An 18,041-nucleotide genomic window follows, 5' to 3' on the forward strand; every position below is an offset into this window, starting at 1 on the left:
TCAGGTTGCGGTTATCGAGGGATTCACCGATTTGTTCGGTGTTGTTGAGTTGAATATCGATGATGGGAGGCTCTTTATCGGCGAGGATGGTGTTGAGAAGGTCGATGAGGAGGTGCTTATGGTCGAGCTGACCGAACATCCATTTAAAGACCCAGTCTTGAGTGAGGTCAAGGTGGGTAAAGGGGAGGGAAGAGGCGTCAGCGGTGCTCGCAGTTGGATTGGCGGTAGAAGAGGCGAACGCTGAGGAGGGAGGTGCTGTAGGGTCAGATGTGACGGTAGCAGCTGGAGATGGTGGCGTAGAGTTAGTAGAGGAAGGGGACGGTTTTTTTCGAGAGGTCATGATGAAATCCTACTAGGTTTAGTGAGAAAGATTTCATGCTAAAGGGAGCGGACGTAATGTCCTATTGGACAAAACTATTCTGTCATACTAGACAAATAGCAATTGTTGTGCGTATTTTTTTAGGGTGTTGTGATAAGTGTCAAGAAGTTGAACTTGCTGTTGCAAAAATTGTTGGTAAGTTGGATTGTTTCCATCCTTAGTAACGGTTCCCCAAAACGAATTAGGAAAATGTAAATCCCATTCAAAGCGAGGGATGATATGCCAGTGTAAGTGAGGTACCATGGTGCCAAATTGAGCAAGATTGATTTTATGGGGTTTTAATACCTCTCGTTGCACTGTTTCAACTAAGTAAACATAATTCATCAGCTTTTCTCTATTTTCATCATTTAAATCAGTCACTTCAGCAATATGCTGATTAAGAATTACTCGTGTAAAGCCTGGGTAATGTTGTTCATTCGCATTGATAATGCGAATGAACTCGTTTTGGTAAATGATTGTGCCACCAGTTTCTTGGCATAGAATACAAGAGATTGTCATAATGGAATAAAAAAACAGAGGTAGTAAAATGGGGTGGTGCGTAATAGTTAAAACTTTAAATATAAATTAATATTTGTACTGTTAATTGTTTAAATAATTTGAGCCTAATTTGTTTAGACTCAAATTATTAACCACCCTTCTTTTTATTAACTTTATCGACAGTCTAAACTTCTAACCTGTTTAGAATCAGAAAAAGTTAACTATGTGTGTCTATGATTTACCTAGAAGTAAGGCTAGACCTTTGCCAGGATCCTCTTGACGCATTAGTGATTCGCCTACTAAAAAACCATACACATTATGTTCGTTCATTAGTGTTATATCATCATGGGTATGGATACCACTTTCAGTGATGACGACTCTATCGGTAGGGATATCATTTAATAACTTTATCGTATTGTCTAGGCTAACTTCAAAGTTACGTAGATTACGATTGTTAATACCAATGAGAGGGCTTTTTAAATTCAATGCACGCTCTAACTCGGTATGGTCATGTACCTCAATTAAGGCATCCATGCCCAATTCTAGCGTAGCTGCTTCCAATTCGTTTAGTTGGGCATCTGATAAGGCGCTCACAATTAATAAAATACAATCTGCACCCAAGGCACGAGAGTTAATGATTTGGTAAGGATCAATAATAAAGTCTTTACGCAAGACTGGTAGAGAACAAGAGGCTCTTGCTTGACGTAAATAATCTGGTGAACCTTGAAAATAGGTACGATCCGTTAACACAGATAGGCAAGTAGCACCGTTGTTGGCGTAGGTGGTAGCAATCTCAATAGGATTGAAATCTTCGCGAATGACCCCTTTTGATGGTGAGGCTTTTTTGATTTCAGCAATAACTGCATTTTCTTTACGATGAATAGTACTGATTAATGCATTAGCAAATCCTCTAACATCGTTACGAGCATTTGCTTCAGCAAGTAAATCAATTTCGCTACGCATCTGTTTCAAGACGGCAATCTCTTCTTTTTTTGTGGTCAGAATTTTTTCTAGAATATCACTCATGTTGAAAATTTCCTTGTGTAGTCACAAAATTGATGTAGTTTGTTGAGTGCGGCTCCATTGCTAATGAGTTCATCAGCGATTTTTATCCCTTGTGCAATGCTATCTGCTTTGTTGCCTGTATAAATAGCAATACCAGCATTAAAAGTGACAATATCACGTGCAGGGCCAGGGTTATTATTTAACACCCCACGAATTACATCACGGGATTCTTCCTTATCTCGTACTTTAAAATGATTAGTGGAGAACATAGATAAACCAAAATCTTCTGGATGAATATCGTACTCTTTTACTTTACCATCTTTTAACTCTCCAATGCGTGTTTTGGCGCCTAAGGATGCCTCGTCTAAACCGTCCATACCGTGAATAATTAATACGTGCTTAGAGCCTAATTGCTGCAATACACGGACTTGAATCCCAACTAAATCAGGGTGAAAAACCCCCATTAATTGGTTTTTTGCACCAGCGGGATTTGTTAATGGACCTAGAATATTGAAGATTGTTCGTACACCTAACATTTTGCGGATACCAGCGATATTTTTCATACTGCTGTGATGGTAAGGTGCAAACATAAAACCGATATTTGTTGCTTCAAGACATTCTTTAATCTGGGCAGGGTCTTTTATATCGATATTTGCACCTAATGCCTCTAAGACATCAGCGCTGCCGCTTGAAGAGGATGCACTACGATTACCGTGTTTGGCTACAGGAACACCAGCTGCCGCAGCAACGAACATAGCACATGTAGAGATATTGAACGTATGACTACCGTCACCACCTGTACCGCACATATCTAAAGCTTCGTCGGCATTATCTAATTTGACAGGAGTTGCGAATTCTCGCATTACAGAGGCAGCCGCAGTAATTTCATCAACGGTCTCTTTTTTGACTCGTAATCCCATGAGTAAGGCGGCTGCGATAGGTTCTGGCATTTCACCACGCATGAGACCACGCATTAAATCAACCATTTCTTCTTGGAAAATTTCACGATGTTCAATACAACGTGTAAGAGCTTCTTGGTATGAAATCGTCATATTAATCCTTTAAATTCAAAAAATTTTGTAGAAGTTTATGGCCATATTCACTAAGAATAGATTCTGGGTGAAATTGTACGCCATAGATAGGAAGAGTAGTATGGGCAATTCCCATGATTTCACCGTCGTCTGTTTCAGCCGTAATTTTTAAACAAGCAGGAATTGAGTTTCTATCAATGGCAAGTGAATGATAGCGAATGACAGTGTAAGGAGAAGGGATATCTTTAAAAATATCTGTATTAGTATGGGTGATTTTACTGGCTTTACCGTGCATAATTGTTTTCGCACGCACAATTTTTCCACCAAAGGCTTCACCAATTGCTTGATGTCCTAAGCAAATGCCTAAAATAGGTTTTTTGCCTGCAAAGTGCTTAATCACATCGAGAGAGATTCCAGCTTGTGCTGGATCACAAGGACCGGGTGAAATACAAATATAATCCGGATTTAAGGCTTCAATTTCTTCAATCGATGTTTGATCGTTACGAAGTACTTTCACTTCTTGACCAAGTTCACCAAAATATTGCACGATGTTATAAGTAAAAGAATCGTAATTATCTAGCATTAATAACATGGTAGTAGTCCTTTAAATAGGTTGGTCAAGACCGTATTGCACTTGTTCAGCGGCACGTAGTACGGCACGTGCTTTATGTTCTGTTTCTAACCATTCTTTTTCTGGATCTGAGTCTGCAACCACACCGGCAGCGGCTTGTACAAACAACATACCATTTTTAATGACACCAGTACGAATAGCAATTGCCACATCCATAGAGCCGTTATAGCTTAAATAGCCTGCTGCACCACCATAAATCCCGCGTCGAACAGGCTCTAATTGGTCGATAATTTCCATTGCTTTGACTTTTGGGGCACCAGTCAGCGTACCAGCAGGGAATGTTGCTCTTAAGACGTCAATCGCATCCATATTTTTATTTAATGTGCCTTGTACATTTGATACTAAGTGCATGACATGAGAGTAGCGCTCGATAGTCATTTGATCGGTAACTTTTACAGAGCCAATCTGTGCGACACGACCGATGTCATTACGAGCTAAATCAATTAGCATGAGGTGTTCGGCAATTTCTTTGGGGTCATTTTTTAATTCTTGAGCAAGAGCTGCATCCTCTATAGGATTATCACCTCGTTTACGAGTACCTGCCAATGGGCGAATAGTAATACGGGATTCTTCTGCCCCATGATCATCCGCAAATAGCTCTTGACGGACTAGGATTTCTGGCGATGCACCAACGACATGAAAGTCGCCAAAATTCCAGTAGTACATATAAGGGGAAGGGTTGAGAGATCGTAGAGAACGGTAGAGTGACAGGGGGGAATCACGGAATGGTTTGGCAATGACTTGTCCAACTTGAACTTGCATTAAATCGCCAGCGGCAATGTGTTCTTTGGCCTTTTTGACAGCCTCTATAAAATCAGCTTTTTTGAAGGTACGGATTTCTTCAGTTACTAGACTAGGGAGGCTATAGGGAATATCAACAGGTTTACGTAATAAGGCACGAAGTTTTAATAGACGTTTTTGCGCTTTTGTGTAAGCTTCATCTTCAGTAGGGTCAGCGTAAATAACAAGATAAGTCCGTCCAATAACGTTATCGACAATGACCATTTCATCTACTTGCATAAGTAGAATATCTGGTAATCCCTCTTGACCTTGTGGAAAAGGTTTAACCGCAGGGCCTAATTTTTTCTCAATATGGCGGACGGTATCATAGCCAAAATAACCTGCTAATCCACCTGCAAAGCGAGGAATGCCAGGACGTAAGGCGACTTTAAAACGTTTCTGGAAGGCTTGGATGAATGTAAGAGGATCGCCTTCGTATGTTTCGACAACTTTATTGTTAGTGATGACTTCGGTATGTTCACCTTCACATTTAATAACGGTTTTAGCAGGTAAACCAATAAAAGAGTAGCGGCCAAAACGTTCTCCACCAACAACGGACTCCAATAAGCAGCTCATTTTGCCTGATTCTTTACCAGAGTGAGCGAGTTTTAGGTAAATACCTAATGTAGTATCAAGGTCTGCATAGGTTTCTTTAATAAGAGGGATACGGTTATATCCTTGTGCGGCAAGTGCTTTAAATTCTATTTCAGTCATCATTTACTCAATCTCTTGTTCAGTTGGCCAAATAATCGATAGGTATGAAAAAACCCGACTCAAATTTGGCCGGGTTTTTGAAAAATTTGCTGTTAAAACGTGCTGTGTACTTTAATCTGGATCTTACGTTTTTTTAGCGTGCAATCATCCCGGCAAAGGAGTACCACCAACGCCAATAAGAGCCAGAAACTGTAGTGATAATGTTTACCGAGTATTGCATGAAAAAAATCTTGTTAAATTAAGTCGATACTCGCTGATTAATCCAATCAGCGACCTGATTAATATCCTGTACTATAGCATTAACTTTTAGTGTTTGTACAGAGTTACCTTCATTATACCCATAAGGAAGTACTAAAAAATCCATATTGGCGGCATCAGCGGCTTGTGCATCATTAATCGAGTCGCCCACAAAGACTACTTCGTGAGGAGACAGTGCTAATTGTTTGCAGGTATAGAGTAGTTGGTCTGGATAGGGTTTTTTGCGCGAACAGGTATCGCCACTTGTTATTACCTTAAAAAATGGTTGTAGCTTTGTTTGTTCCAAAAGTATTAGGGTAAACTCTTGTGGTTTATTGGTCACAACAGCAAGTGATAACCCCATCTCTTTAAGTCTGGTGAGCCCTTCAAAAACACCTGAGTAGACTATTGACTGCTGCCCATTATAGAGATGGTAGTATTTTTTGAATAAATGTTTAGCTTGCTCAAACAGTATAGGGTCAGGTTCATTGGGTTGAATATCACCTGCTAGCGCACGCTTAATGAGCATATCGGAACCTTTGCCAACATAACTAGTAAGTGCTTCCATAGATCGCTGAGGCAAGTCCAATTCAGCTAGCATAGCATTGGTAGCTCGTGCTAAATCAGGTACGCTGTCTACGAGTGTGCCATCTAAATCGAAGAAAACAGCTTTGTAGGTCATTATTTTTCCACCTTAGCGATTTCTGAGCGCATTTGTTGAATAACTTCAGCATAATTTTTCTGACCAAAAATGGCAGAGCCGGCAACGAAAGTATCCGCACCAGCAGCATATACTTTAGCGATATTATCAACTTTAATACCACCATCTACTTCCAAAAGAATTTCTTGTCCACCATTATTACGATAGGCATCAATGCGTGCTCGTACTTGTTTGATTTTTTCTAACGTGCTAGGAATAAAAGATTGACCACCAAACCCCGGATTGACCGACATCAATAAAATCATATCTAATTTATCCATGACAAAATCTAAACACTGTAGTGGTGTACCAGGATTTAGTACTAAACCTGCTTTACAGCCATTATCACGAATAAGTGATAGGCTACGATCAATATGTTTAGAGGCTTCAGGATGGAACGTAATATAATTTGCTCCAGCCTTGGCAAACATTGGAATCAGGCTATCGACAGGCTCAACCATTAAGTGCACATCAATAGGTGCTGTAGTATAAGGTCTAATCGCTTGACATACCATAGGTCCTATGGTTAGGTTAGGGACGTAGTGATTATCCATCACATCGAAGTGAATCCAGTCGGCGCCAGCATGAATAACATCGGCAACTTCTTGCCCTAATTTAGCAAAATCAGCCGATAAGATACTTGGAGCAATACGAGCAGTCATGGAGTTTGTCATGATTTGTAATGAAAACGGAGATTGAGAACATAATAGGAATAATGAAGTATTATATAACTTTAATCCATAAGGGTTATGCTTAAAAACAAATTGTGCATTGGATATACCTGATGCCAAAGAGGTAGTTGTATGAAAAAAATAATTAAACTTTCTCTGTTAGGACTTTTGCTAGCAGGTTGTTCTTCCACGGATGCTCCTTATTCAACACAAGCTTCTGAAGAAGCGTTTGATATCCATGCGCCATTAGTAGTGCCTGATGCTTCGGTATTTAAAAATACCAAGCCTAGAGAGTTAAAAGCAAGTTATCAACTGTCTAACTGGAGCAATTTGCCTGGTTGGAATGAGGATAATGGTGAAAATATATGGTTAGGCTTGGTCAATAACTGCCGTGGTTTGATGCGTCCAATCTCAGGGTCATTAACTATTCCTGCCAGAGCCGACCCCCCAAGCATGGTATCCTATTTGTGCGCAAGTGGCTCAAATGGGCAATAATGTAGATCCAGCGACAGCCAAAAACTTTATCGAACAAAATCTTCAACCTTGGGCTGTTTCTGGTGAAAAGGGGACACAAGGCTTGGTTACTGGCTATTATGAACCTATTGTTAAAGGTTCTAGGCGTCAAGAAGGGGTGTATCAATGGCCTATGTATGCTCCGCCGTCAGATTTATTAACGATTGATTTGGGTAAGCTTTATCCAGAATTAGCTGGTAAACGAGTGAGAGGGAAGTTAGTAGGGAATAAAGTAGTTCCTTATGAAACACGAGCCGAGATTATGTCGTCAAGTAAGCAGCCTCCAGTGATTGTATGGTTGGCTGATCCTGTAGAAGCTTTCTTTTTGCAAGTACAAGGGTCAGGAAAGGTACAATTAGAAAACGGTTCTATGCTAAGGCTAGCGTATGCCGATCATAATGGACAGCCCTATACGTCTATTGGACGGTGGTTAGTAGACCAAGGGCAACTAACATTAGAGCAAGCCTCTATGCCAAACATTAAAGCATGGGCACAAAGTCACCCTGATCGTGTCAATGAAATGCTTAATGCGAATAAAGCGATGGTATTTTTTAAAGAAGAAAAACTCAATGATGATATTGTTGGTCCTAAAGGGGCATACGGTATACCATTAATAGGGGAAAGATCTATTGCAGTTGATCCGAGTTATGTGCCTTTGGGAACACCAGTTTTTTTAGCGACAACACAACCAGGTAGTAATGTCCCTTTACGTCGTTTAGTTTATGCACAAGATACGGGTGCGGCAATCAAAGGTGCTGCTCGTGCAGACTTTTACTGGGGCAGTGGTGATGCGGCAGGAGAGTCAGCAGGGCGTATGAAGCAGGCAGGTTACATGTGGGTTTTATGGCCTAGAGAAGCAGGGGAGCCTAGCGCACGATGAGTAACAATAGTCAAATTCTGGTGAGTGGAGCTGGGATAGTTGGATTAAGCATGGCCTTGTCATTATTAAAGCAAGGACTTCCTGTCAAAATGCTTGCACCAAATATAAAAGCGAAAGCCAATTTGGGCGAACAGTATCATCCACGTATCTACGCTATTTCTTTAGCTAGTCAGCAGTTCTTGCAAAAGCTAGGTGTCTGGAGGGTGTTGCCGACAGAAAGGCTAGTCGCTGTGGAGCATATGCAGATTCAAGGAGATGCTTCAGGGTTAATGACGTTATCAGCTAATACAAGTACATCGGATCAATTAGCGTGGATAGTTGAGTCAGGAGAACTTGAGTATGCTTTACAGCAGGCAGTGAATTTTCATGGACTAGAATGGATTGATGATAAAGCCAAACAATTGCAGTATAAAAGGAGTCCGGATAATAAACTTGCTATTGATGTGACAACAGAAAAAGGGCAGGTGTTGAGTGCTAATTTATTGATTTCTGCTGAAGGTATGAATTCAGTGATCCGCCAACAAGCTGGTATATGGCATAAAGTTAAGTCTTATCATGCCAAAGGGTTGGTAGCACAATTTACCGTTGAAAAACCTCATCAGAATACCGCTTATCAATGGTTTACTAATGAAGGGGTATTGGCTTTTTTACCTTTACCTGATACGAAAGATGGGCATCAGATTTCCATGGTATGGTCAACGGATAGTACAACAGCAAATGAACTATTGAATTTGACAGTTGACAATCTTGCTGATGTGCTTAGAAAACGAGTAGGTCATCTTAGTCAAGATACATTAGGGCAATTGATATTGCGTAGTCCCATGTATGGATTTGATTTAAGTTTAGAAAAAAGTGGTTTGGTTAGTCATGGCGTTGCCTTAATCGGGGATGCGGCACATCGAGTCCATCCGTTGGCTGGTCAAGGCTTAAATCTAGGTTTAGGTGATGTTGAGTCACTGAGTCGTATTTTAAAAGAAAAAGAACCTTATAGAGAGTTTGGCGATAGTAGAGTGTTGCAACGCTATCAACGTGAACGTAGTGAGCCATTAGCGCATATGCGTTGGATAACAGATGGTTTACAGCAATTGTTTACACGTCAGGAGCTCCCTCTGCAATTTATTCGTAATGTAGGGTTAGATGCGATAGATAATTTGCCTTTTATCAAAGAATTTTTGGTACGGAAAGCTTCGGGGCTGTAAGTATTCAATATAACGGACATCTATAAAGAAGGAAAAGAGATGAAAATTTTAAAATTAATGACCTTAGTAAGTGCTTTGTATGCTGTGAATGCATTTGCAGATACCAATGAGATTAAGGCTAATTTAGAAAAGGCTTTTGATTTAAAAGTAGAAAGCATTGAAAAAACTAACTATGGTGGTCTTTATGAGGTTGTTACCCAAGATACGATCTTATATACGATGAAAAAGGTTCTTTTGTCATTGCGGGTAGTTTGATTGATACGAAAACGCTTGAGGATGTCACTGAAGCTCGTATGAAAAAATTGACAGCTATTGACTTCAATAGTTTACCCTTGGATAAGGCATTGAAGAGAGTGCATGGTAATGGTGAACGAGTTCTGGCGACATTTGAAGACCCCAATTGTGGTTATTGTAAGCGTCTTTATTCAGAAATAGATAAGCTTGATAATGTGACTGTTTATACATTTCTAATTCCTATTCTCGGTAAGGATTCGGTGAAAAAAACGACAAATATTTGGTGTGCTAAAGATCGAAATGCGGCATGGTCAGCTTGGATGAAAGAGCATAAAACGCCAACAGACGCAGAGAACTGTGAAGAGCCAACTAACGAGATTCTAGCCTTGGCGCGTAAGTTGCAGATTCGTGGCACACCAATGGTACTAATGGCAAATGGTGAGCGTATGAATGGTTATGGCTCTGCCTCAGCCATTGAAGAGTTGTTATCTAAGAAATAAGACTTAGCAAGATGAGGGATAACGAGCAAAATCACTTAATAATAAGGCTTGGATGGAATGCTTTTTGATATCTACATAACTCGGTCTGCCATCATAAATTGCGCTAAAGGGGGTGCCTATATTGAAAATATGGGCACATTGCATCCCTAATTGTTTAGCCGCCTTAAGGTTTTTTAATGTATCTTCAACTAGAACAATATTTTTAGCAGGACAATTGAGCTCTTTTAATAAACCCCGCATAAGTTTCATCGAAGGTTTTGGACGATAGTGTCCATGTATACACATGTGGTCAATGGCACAAATGCCTTCAAAGCATTCTTTTACTCCAAGCGTTTCTAGTACGGTAAGTGCATAGTCGTAAGGAGCATTAGTGACAACGTATTTTTTGCCAGGTGTATTATTTAATAAATAACGTAATCGAGGTTGATGCTTTACGTATTTGGCAACATCAAAGTGATGACTAGCATGTAGGAACTTTAATGCATTTACTCCATGGTGTTTATGCATGCCAATCATGGTTGCACCATATTTTTCCCAATATCGTTGGCGTAGCTGAGTGGCTTGTTCAAAAGAAAGCTTAAGTGCATTCATGACAGCTCTTGTCATGCTATTGTTGATTTGATCAAAAATAGCGTGAGATGCATCATGTATTGTATTATCCAAATCAAAAAGCCATACCCTGTCTGATATGGGAGCATGGTTTTTTGAAGAGATACGTTTAATCAGCGTAGACACAGTTATGCCGTAATCATTGTCCCTACACCTTCATTGGTGAGGATTTCTAATAATAGGCAATGAGGTACTCGACCATCAACAATATGGACAGAGTTTACGCCTGTGTGAGCAGCCTCTAGCGCAGAAGCGATTTTAGGCATCATCCCACCAGTAATAGTCCCATCAGCAAAAAGAGCATCAATAGTGCTAGTAGATAGCCGACGCAATAAGTTACCTTCTTTATCTAATACACCGGGAATATTTGTCATCAGTAATAATTTTTCTGCCATTAGGACTTCTGCAATTTTACCTGCGACTAAGTCCGCATTGATGTTATAAACGGCATTTTCTTCATAATTAAAACCGATAGGTGAAATCACAGGAATAAATTGATCTTCAATAATGGCTTTGATTACCGCAGGGTCAATACTTGTTATTTCGCCAACATAGCCAATATCAAGTGGTTGCTCAGGATTTTCTTTATTAGGCATCAATTTTTTTTGTGCCTGTATGAGTCCACCGTCTTTACCTGTTAGGCCAATCGCTTTACCACCTGCTTGATTAATCATCATTACGATGTCTTGCTGTACTTGGCCACCAAGTACCCACTCTACCACTTCCATTGTATCGGCATCAGTAACACGCATTCCTTGGATAAATGTACCTTCTTTACCAAGACGCTTAAGTGCAGTGTCAATTTGTGGGCCACCACCGTGAACAACAATGGGATTTAGACCAATCAGTTTCAACAGTACAATGTCATGTGCAAAACTTTTTTGTAAGCGCTCCTCAGTCATCGCATTGCCACCATATTTGACGACAACGGTCTTGCCATGAAATCGCTTAATATAAGGCAGTGATTCAGCAATAATGCTAGCTTTGATAGCAGGGGTAACGGTGGTCTCTGACATTTTTCCTCCCTTAGCTTTTTGCTAAAGTTTGTTCTAGTGTTTGAATAAATTCTTTCTTATCGTATTCACCAATATAGCGCTTAACAATATTGCCTTGTCTATCTAATAAAAAAGCGACAGGTGTGAAGCGAATACCACCAAAGGCTTTTGCGAGCTCACCAGATTTGTCATAGGCAATAGTGAAGGGTAAGTGGTAAGAGTCTTTAAATTTGTTAATGGCACTAGGGTTGTCATAGCTCATAGCTACAGCAATGGTGTCATACCCTTTATCTTTGTAAGTATTGTAGTATTCAATAGTATCGGGCATTTGTTTTGCGCAGGTGACGCAAGTGGTTGCCCAAAACTTAACTAAAACCACTTTCCCTTTTAATGAGTCAGAAGAAATGGTTTGGTTTTCAAGAGTAGTGTAAGTCACAGAAGCTTGACTGTCTTGTTTTAGACTAAAAAATGCAGCCGCGACAGCAATGACAATGCCTGTAATGATTAAAAGTATTTTATTCATGTTGTTATACTCAAAAAATTATTGCAATGGAGTAGTGACAACTCCTGAACTACTCGTATTACTTGGTGTAGAAGTTGTTGCTGATGTGTTGCTATGGTTAACCGCTTTAGGAGCAGTATCCGTAATATAGTCAAATACCTTGACGACTCTTACGACACCGTCAATACCGGCTGCTGCATTGGCCGCAAGATTTCCTTCGGTATTAGTCACTTGCCCCATCAGATAAACAACACCTTGTGATGTCGTGATGGAAATAGTACGAGAAGGAATACCTTTGGTAATAACAAGCTCACTACGAACTTTTGAAGTAATCCATGAGTCTCTTGTGCGTGTACTAAAATCAGCAGGCTTGCTAATCATCAATTCATTCACGACATCTTTGACATCCTTCACCCCTCGTGCGATTTGGGTCACTTTATCTTTGTCAGCTGCAGTAGCTACTTCACCTGTAATCAGAACGCGTTGATTAAAGGTTGTGGCATTCACACGACTACTATCAGCGGTAAGTTGACCGCCGGCGCGGTTTTCAACTGTAGCAGAAATAGTTGTATCCGTGAGCTGCTGACCACCAGAACGTCTATCGGATACTACAACACCAGTAGCAGCAGCACCACCAAGAACAAGGGAAGTTACGCAACCGGATAATAAACTAGTCGCTAACAGCGCAGAAATGATAGTTGGCTTTAAGAACATCGACATAACTTAGTCTCCTAACAAATGCAAATCAATTCCATCACAAAGGATATGCAACAAGAGAATATGGATTTCCTGAATCCTCATGGTTCTATCATGAGGAACACATAGATGAATATCTGATGGGTTGAGCAATTGGTTAAGTGCACCACCTTTTTTTCCGCTCAAAGCGATGACACGAATTCCTTTTTCATGAGCAACTTTAATAGCTTCAATTACATTTGTAGAATTACCACTGGTCGTAATCGCAACGAGTACATCACCAGAGACACCTAGAGCCTCTACTTGGCGTGAAAACACAGTATTGTAACCATAGTCATTACCAACAGCAGTCAAGATAGAGGTATCTGTATTAAGTGCAATTCCAGGTAATGGTTTACGCTCACGCTCAAAACGACCCACTAATTCAGCAATAAAATGTTGTGCATCAGCGGCAGATCCACCGTTACCACAAGCGAGCACTTTATTACCTTTATCAAGTGCTTGAATGAGGCATTGTGTAGCCGTTACTAAAGGCGCATTTAATTGCTCTGCACTAAGTGTTAATGCGTTGTTGTTCTCTTCAAAATGCTGCGAAATACGATGACTAAAATCCATAAGAAAACAATCTTTAAAATGTGTAAAGTGATAGTATAACCTTCAGACAAAATAAGTTATTAAAAATTAATCAAAATATTGCATCAAATCTTTCAAATTGTTTAGTTAATAGTGTAATTTGCTAAGTTTTAGCTATTGATAATATTTTTTAACCAAATCTTCTCATTAGTTTCTCCATTAAAACAGATTGCATCGAAACGACAATATACCGGTTGATGGGCAAAATGTTGCTTAGAAATAAAGGGTAAAAAATACTCAGCTGTGCGCTTAAAACGATTCAATTTTGATTTGCTTAAACTGTAAATAGCTCCTCCAAAAGCAGTTGTCTGGCGAAATCGTACTTCTACAAATACTAGGGTTTGTTGATCACGCATCACCAGATCAAGTTCACCCAATGGGCAGGAAAGATTTTTATAAAGAAGGATAAGCCCTTTATTGGTTAAAAACTCAATGGCATCATCCTCATAGGCAAGTCCTTTTTGTTGAGTAGGGGATAAGGTGTTATCTTTTGTCGTTGGACGAGCTTTTTGAGTATATTTTGATTTCTTTGAGGGTGTTGCTAATTGAAAGCGAATATCCATTTTTTGTAGAGAATAGGTCATAATAGAGAGCATTATTATTTTTGATTTTTTGAGGTGATATGTCTACAGCACTGGGAACTAATTATCATATCTGGGAGCAAATGAGTGAAGAGTTAAGCCGTCAGTATTGGCCCGAAAATACTCTTTATGTGATAGCAACACCAATAGGTAATTTGGCTGATATGACATTTAGAGCCATGTATGGCTTGCAATTATGTGATGTAATTGCTTGTGAGGATACACGGACATCTAAGCAATTGCTGAATTTTTTTGGTGTAAATAAACCGTTGATCGCGGCACATCAGCATAACGAAAAGAGTGCGGCAGAGGAAATTATTACGTTATTAGCAAGTGGTAAACGTGTAGCACTTATCTCAGATGCAGGGGCTCCAGCGATTAGCGATCCAGGTGGAAAGTTGGTGTTGTTGGTAAGGCAAGCAGGTTTTAACGTTGTTCCTGTGCCGGGGGCATCTGCAGTGGTGACGGCCCTAATGGCAAGTGGATTGACGAGTGATGAACGCCCAGGCTTTACATTTGTGGGATTTATTCCTCCCAAAAAACAAGCACGTTGTCAATTTTTTGAGCAATTGGCGGCATAGTAAAGAGGTTTGTATTTTTTTCGAATCCCCACATCGCATAAAGGAAAGTCTTAAGGACTTAGTAGACGTAGTTGGGGAGAATAGAAATATTGCGATTGCACGGGAGTTGACTAAGCGATTTGAGCAAATTATCACCTTACCTAGCAAAGAGTTACTCGTATGGCTAAATGAAGACGTGAATCATCAAAAAGGTGAGTTTGTATTGCTCGTCTCCCCAGAAGAGAAGCAAGCAGACCAAACAGAACAAGAACAACAACTAGATGAATTATTGTTAGTATTATTGGACTCTTTATCTGTTAAAGACTCAGTCAAAATTGCCATGCAGTTAACCAAATTACCAAAAGATATCATTTATCGCCGAGCGTTAGAGATTAAGTCGTAATCAATAAAGTGCCTCCGTTAGGAGAGGCACTTAGCGTGTAGACATTTAGGAGGCAGCTAAGGCTTGTTCTAAGTCTGCTAGTAGGTCATCAATATGCTCAATGCCAATAGAGAGACGAATCATATCCTCACTAACTCCTGCACTTGCCAATTCTTTCGCACTTAATTGACGATGTGTCGTGGTGGCTGGATGGCATGCTAAGCTACGAGTGTCCCCGATATTAACAAGACGGATAAATAACTTAAGGGCATCAATGAACCGAGCACCACCTTCACGCCCACTTTTTACACCAAACGATAAAATTGCTGATGGTTTACCGTTAACGTATTTTTGTGCAAGTGCATGCTCAGGATGATCTGCTAAACCGGCATAATTTACCCATGAGACTTTTTCGTGCTGACGGAGAAACTCAGCTACTTTCAGTGCATTTTCAGTATGGCGTTCCATACGTAAGCTCAGCGTTTCTAGACCTTGTAGGATAAGGAAGGTATTGATTGGGCTTAAGGCGGCGCCCATATTACGCAAAGGAACGACACGAGCACGAGTAATATAGGCTGCTGCACCAATATCCTTGACATAATTGACTCCGTGGTAACTTGGGTCAGGATTATTTAGTTGGGGAAAACGATTTGGATAATCTCCCCAAGGGAATTTACCACTATCAACTATTATGCCTCCCAAGCTGTTACCATGACCGCCGATATATTTTGTCAATGAATGAACGACAATATCAGCACCAAATTGAAATGGCTTTAGCAAAGCTGGTGAAGCAACCGTATTGTCTACAATGACAGGAATGCCTATGTCGTGCGCAATATTGGCGATGGTTTCAATATCAACAATATTGCCAAGAGGATTACCAATCGATTCAACAAATACTAGTTTGGTTCGTTCATTTACTAAGTCTCGAATGGCTTCTGGATTTTTATGATCAAAAAAACGTACCTCGATTCCTTGGTTTGGTAGGGTATGAGCGAACAGGTTGTAGGTGCCACCGTAAAGAGTTGAGGCGGAAATAATATTGTCACCAGCTTTTGCAATAGTTTGGACTGCATAAGTAATGGCAGCCATGCCAGAGGAAACGGCTAGTGCACCTATACCACCTTCTAAGGCGGCTAAACGAGCTCAATAACGGCATTGGTTGGGTTGGTGATGCGAGAATAAATATTGCCCGCCACTTTAAGGTCAAATAAATCGGCACCATGTTGAGTATTATCAAACGCATAGGAGGTTGTTTGATAAATAGGTACAGCTACTGCTTTTGTGGTGCTTTCGGGTTCGTAGCCAGTATGAAGTGCAATTGTCTCATCTCTATAAGTCATATATGTTCCTCGCTTAGTGTTAAAAAGCTATTGTGTAAGTTAGTAAGATAGTAATAGGCAACTAAATGCATATTACCACGACAAAGCAAGGAAACTTATAATGAAAAATTATATGCTCTTAACATATCCTATGTTAACAACAGGATATAAAGAGCATGAATGAGAATGAAAATGGTAGGGAATAAATATACGTTAATGGATATTTTTTTGACCATCCATTAGTTCAATTTTAACTTTATCTGAACCTCGTTTGTCGATACCTAGCACTTTGGCGGCACCATAAGATAAATCAATTACTCTATTACTATGGAAAGGTCCTCGATCATTAATGCGAACCAAAATACTCTTGCCAGTAGAAACACGAGTGACTTTTACGACACTATTGATTGGTAATTCTTTATGAGCTGCTGTTAAACCATGTTGATTAAAACGCTCTCCATTGGCTGTCTTGCGTCCATGAAAACCAGGACCATACCACGAGGCTATACCAACTTGAGAAAATTCCTTTAAGCTAGCAAAAGGAACATACTTTTTACCGTTCACTGTATAAGCTTTGGCTTTTTTCGTGTGAGTAGAGTCAACACGTAATTTAGGCTCGGTATCTTTTTTGAGTACAGAATTATCTAATGAGACGGTTACATCTGCTATTTTTGATTCAGAAGATTCTTCAAGTACATCATTATCAAGGTTGTTTTCTTGTAAAAACTTTTTTTGAATGTTTTCACCTAACGTATGTTCAGAAGGTGCATCGGGGAAAATACCGTTTACAGTAATACGGTAGTGTTGAGAGGAGTCCTGCGAATGCTGGGAGGAATCCTGTTGGGCAAAAACTGGCGACAATAATAGACAGCCAAGGATAGTTAAAAAAATTTCTAATCATACTAAATCGCTATAAAACTGTGCTTGTGCACGGTGTCTGACGCGTAAAGGTTGATGATAACTGAAATATTTGGCGAGTTGTTCAGCAACATATACTGAACGATGCTTACCGCCTGTACAACCAATAGCTACTGTTAAGTAACTACGCGTGTCCTGCATGTATAAAGGTAGCCACTTTTTGATATAAGAGGCGATATCATTAATAAGTTCCTGAACACTATCATATTCTGATAGCCAATCAGCAACAGGTTTGTCTCGTCCCGTTAAAGGTCTTAACTGGGGGTCATAATAAGGATTTGGTAGACATCTTACATCAAAAACTAAATCTGCGCTACTAGGTAACCCCTTTTTGAAAGCAAAAGATTCAAAAGTTAGTAAAATTTCTCCCGGCGGAACCTCACTAATTTCTCGTACCCAGGCTCGTAATTGGCTTGGAACTAAATTGGATGTATCAATCACATGCTCTGTTTGACGTAAAGGAGCAAGTAGCTCTTTTTCATATTCAATGCACTCCTCTAGAGAAGGAGTAGATTGAGTTAACTGTTTCAGTTTTTGAGTAAGAGGATGGGCTCGGCGTGATTCAGAATAGCGGTGAAGTAATTCTTCTGTAGCAGCTTCTAAGAAAATCACTTTAATAGGGATGTTGCGTGCACGCAACCCTGCAATAATTTCTGGTAGGTTAGTAATATCACCATGGGATCGTGCATCAATAGCAACTGCAATTAAAGATAAATCATTATTTAATGCTTCCGCAATATATTCATGCAGTAGGGAGACAGGTAAATTATCTACGCAGTTATAAGCTAGGTCTTCGAGTTGGCGTAGAGCAACTGTTTTTCCTGAGCCAGAAATACCTGTAATTAAAACAACGGATTGCATCCTTACTCTCACTAAAAAGGTTATTATAGCA

General features: G+C 39.9%; 21 protein-coding genes and 3 pseudogenes. 7 read left to right on the top strand and 17 right to left on the bottom strand.

Features of this window, described 5'->3' with window-relative positions; all coding sequences use genetic code 11:
* A pseudogene (locus V757_RS29965) lies at nt 1-148 on the bottom strand (PD-(D/E)XK nuclease family transposase); the annotation flags it as partial.
* Nucleotides 149-203: 55 nt separating this feature from the next.
* On the opposite strand from V757_RS29965, the gene V757_RS29345 reads away from it, so the two are divergent.
* Nucleotides 204-356 carry a hypothetical protein gene (locus V757_RS29345; RefSeq protein ID WP_162146575.1) on the top strand — a complete coding sequence of 51 codons (153 nt, stop codon included), beginning with the start codon at nt 204-206 and terminating at the stop codon, nt 354-356.
* 71 nt (nt 357-427) lie between these two features.
* On the opposite strand, the gene V757_RS23230 is transcribed toward V757_RS29345, so the two are convergent.
* The 7 genes from V757_RS23230 to rpe form a co-directional block, all read right to left on the bottom strand.
* A complete protein-coding gene (locus V757_RS23230; RefSeq protein ID WP_023951682.1) occupies nt 428-877 on the bottom strand; it encodes an HIT family protein in 450 nt (149 codons plus the stop codon).
* Nucleotides 878-1,087: 210 nt separating this feature from the next.
* Complete coding sequence (trpC, locus tag V757_RS23235; RefSeq protein ID WP_023951684.1) at nt 1,088-1,882, bottom strand: indole-3-glycerol phosphate synthase TrpC; 795 nt, start codon at nt 1,880-1,882, stop codon at nt 1,088-1,090.
* The gene (gene trpD / locus V757_RS23240; RefSeq protein ID WP_023951686.1) at nt 1,879-2,913 is read right to left on the bottom strand and encodes an anthranilate phosphoribosyltransferase; all 1,035 of its coding nucleotides are present in this window, start codon (nt 2,911-2,913) and stop codon (nt 1,879-1,881) included. Before trpD ends, trpC begins: the two co-directional genes overlap by 4 nt.
* Nucleotide 2,914: 1 nt before the next feature.
* Nucleotides 2,915-3,484: an anthranilate synthase component II gene (locus V757_RS23245; RefSeq protein WP_023951688.1), complete on the bottom strand. Its 570-nt coding sequence runs from the start codon at nt 3,482-3,484 to the stop codon at nt 2,915-2,917.
* 12 nt (nt 3,485-3,496) lie between these two features.
* Entirely contained in the window at nt 3,497-5,017 is a 1,521-nt protein-coding gene (gene trpE, locus V757_RS23250) for an anthranilate synthase component I (protein WP_031274696.1), read from the bottom strand.
* A gap of 238 nt (nt 5,018-5,255) precedes the next feature.
* Nucleotides 5,256-5,936 carry a phosphoglycolate phosphatase gene (locus V757_RS23255; RefSeq protein ID WP_023951693.1) on the bottom strand — a complete coding sequence of 227 codons (681 nt, stop codon included), beginning with the start codon at nt 5,934-5,936 and terminating at the stop codon, nt 5,256-5,258.
* On the bottom strand, nt 5,936-6,616 hold the full coding sequence (gene rpe, locus V757_RS23260; RefSeq protein ID WP_023951694.1) for a ribulose-phosphate 3-epimerase: 681 nt from the start codon (nt 6,614-6,616) through the stop codon (nt 5,936-5,938). Before rpe ends, V757_RS23255 begins: the two co-directional genes overlap by 1 nt.
* 141 nt (nt 6,617-6,757) lie before the next feature.
* On the opposite strand from rpe, the pseudogene mltA reads away from it, so the two are divergent.
* From mltA to V757_RS23275, 4 genes and pseudogenes are all read left to right on the top strand, one after another.
* Nucleotides 6,758-8,018, top strand: a pseudogene (gene mltA / locus V757_RS23265) (murein transglycosylase A).
* Nucleotides 8,015-9,217 (top strand): FAD-dependent monooxygenase, encoded by a 1,203-nt coding sequence (locus V757_RS23270; protein WP_023951696.1) that lies wholly within the window; start codon nt 8,015-8,017, stop codon nt 9,215-9,217. Before mltA ends, V757_RS23270 begins: the two are co-directional and overlap by 4 nt.
* Nucleotides 9,218-9,256: 39 nt before the next feature.
* Complete coding sequence (locus tag V757_RS27605) at nt 9,257-9,472, top strand: disulfide isomerase DsbC N-terminal domain-containing protein (RefSeq protein ID WP_052019359.1); 216 nt, start codon at nt 9,257-9,259, stop codon at nt 9,470-9,472.
* The gene (locus V757_RS23275) at nt 9,469-9,951 is read left to right on the top strand and encodes a DsbC family protein (RefSeq protein WP_052019361.1); all 483 of its coding nucleotides are present in this window, start codon (nt 9,469-9,471) and stop codon (nt 9,949-9,951) included. The genes V757_RS27605 and V757_RS23275 overlap by 4 nt, the downstream gene beginning before the upstream one ends.
* Before the next feature lie 3 nt (nt 9,952-9,954).
* Here V757_RS23275 and V757_RS23280 read toward each other — a convergent pair whose 3' ends face one another.
* From V757_RS23280 to V757_RS23305, 6 genes are all read right to left on the bottom strand, one after another.
* Nucleotides 9,955-10,686: a pyrimidine 5'-nucleotidase gene (locus tag V757_RS23280; RefSeq protein ID WP_023951698.1), complete on the bottom strand. Its 732-nt coding sequence runs from the start codon at nt 10,684-10,686 to the stop codon at nt 9,955-9,957.
* A 2-nt stretch (nt 10,687-10,688) separates the two neighbouring features.
* Nucleotides 10,689-11,576, bottom strand: coding sequence for an acetylglutamate kinase (gene argB, locus V757_RS23285; protein WP_023951700.1), 888 nt, complete (start codon nt 11,574-11,576; stop codon nt 10,689-10,691).
* Between the two features lie 10 nt (nt 11,577-11,586).
* Nucleotides 11,587-12,078 (bottom strand): TlpA disulfide reductase family protein, encoded by a 492-nt coding sequence (locus V757_RS23290; protein ID WP_023951702.1) that lies wholly within the window; start codon nt 12,076-12,078, stop codon nt 11,587-11,589.
* An 18-nt stretch (nt 12,079-12,096) separates the two neighbouring features.
* Complete coding sequence (locus tag V757_RS23295) at nt 12,097-12,777, bottom strand: BON domain-containing protein (RefSeq protein ID WP_023951704.1); 681 nt, start codon at nt 12,775-12,777, stop codon at nt 12,097-12,099.
* A gap of 3 nt (nt 12,778-12,780) precedes the next feature.
* Complete coding sequence (locus V757_RS23300; RefSeq protein WP_023951706.1) at nt 12,781-13,368, bottom strand: phosphoheptose isomerase; 588 nt, start codon at nt 13,366-13,368, stop codon at nt 12,781-12,783.
* Nucleotides 13,369-13,496: 128 nt separating this feature from the next.
* Nucleotides 13,497-13,949: a YraN family protein gene (locus tag V757_RS23305; protein ID WP_081710682.1), complete on the bottom strand. Its 453-nt coding sequence runs from the start codon at nt 13,947-13,949 to the stop codon at nt 13,497-13,499.
* A 59-nt stretch (nt 13,950-14,008) separates the two neighbouring features.
* Here V757_RS23305 and rsmI point away from each other — a divergent pair, with 59 nt between their 5' ends.
* Both rsmI and V757_RS29355 read left to right on the top strand, forming a co-directional pair.
* Nucleotides 14,009-14,548 (top strand): 16S rRNA (cytidine(1402)-2'-O)-methyltransferase, encoded by a 540-nt coding sequence (rsmI, locus tag V757_RS29350; protein WP_245587019.1) that lies wholly within the window; start codon nt 14,009-14,011, stop codon nt 14,546-14,548.
* Between the two features lie 106 nt (nt 14,549-14,654).
* Nucleotides 14,655-14,930 (top strand): SAM-dependent methyltransferase, encoded by a 276-nt coding sequence (locus V757_RS29355; RefSeq protein ID WP_245587020.1) that lies wholly within the window; start codon nt 14,655-14,657, stop codon nt 14,928-14,930.
* Between the two features lie 45 nt (nt 14,931-14,975).
* Here the strand turns inward: V757_RS29355 and V757_RS23315 are convergent.
* The 3 genes and pseudogenes from V757_RS23315 to rapZ all read right to left on the bottom strand — a co-directional run bounded on the left by V757_RS23315 (nt 14,976) and on the right by rapZ (nt 18,010).
* Nucleotides 14,976-16,252 (bottom strand): annotated as a pseudogene (locus tag V757_RS23315) (O-acetylhomoserine aminocarboxypropyltransferase/cysteine synthase family protein).
* Nucleotides 16,253-16,444: 192 nt separating this feature from the next.
* Nucleotides 16,445-17,092 (bottom strand): septal ring lytic transglycosylase RlpA family protein, encoded by a 648-nt coding sequence (locus tag V757_RS0114475; RefSeq protein ID WP_023951710.1) that lies wholly within the window; start codon nt 17,090-17,092, stop codon nt 16,445-16,447.
* A gap of 36 nt (nt 17,093-17,128) precedes the next feature.
* Entirely contained in the window at nt 17,129-18,010 is an 882-nt protein-coding gene (rapZ, locus tag V757_RS23320) for an RNase adapter RapZ (protein ID WP_023951712.1), read from the bottom strand.
* Nucleotides 18,011-18,041 lie beyond the last annotated feature (31 nt).

Source organism: Pelistega indica (genome assembly GCF_000506865.1).
In the GTDB taxonomy this organism is placed as follows: Bacteria; Pseudomonadota; Gammaproteobacteria; order Burkholderiales; family Burkholderiaceae_B; genus Taylorella; species Taylorella indica.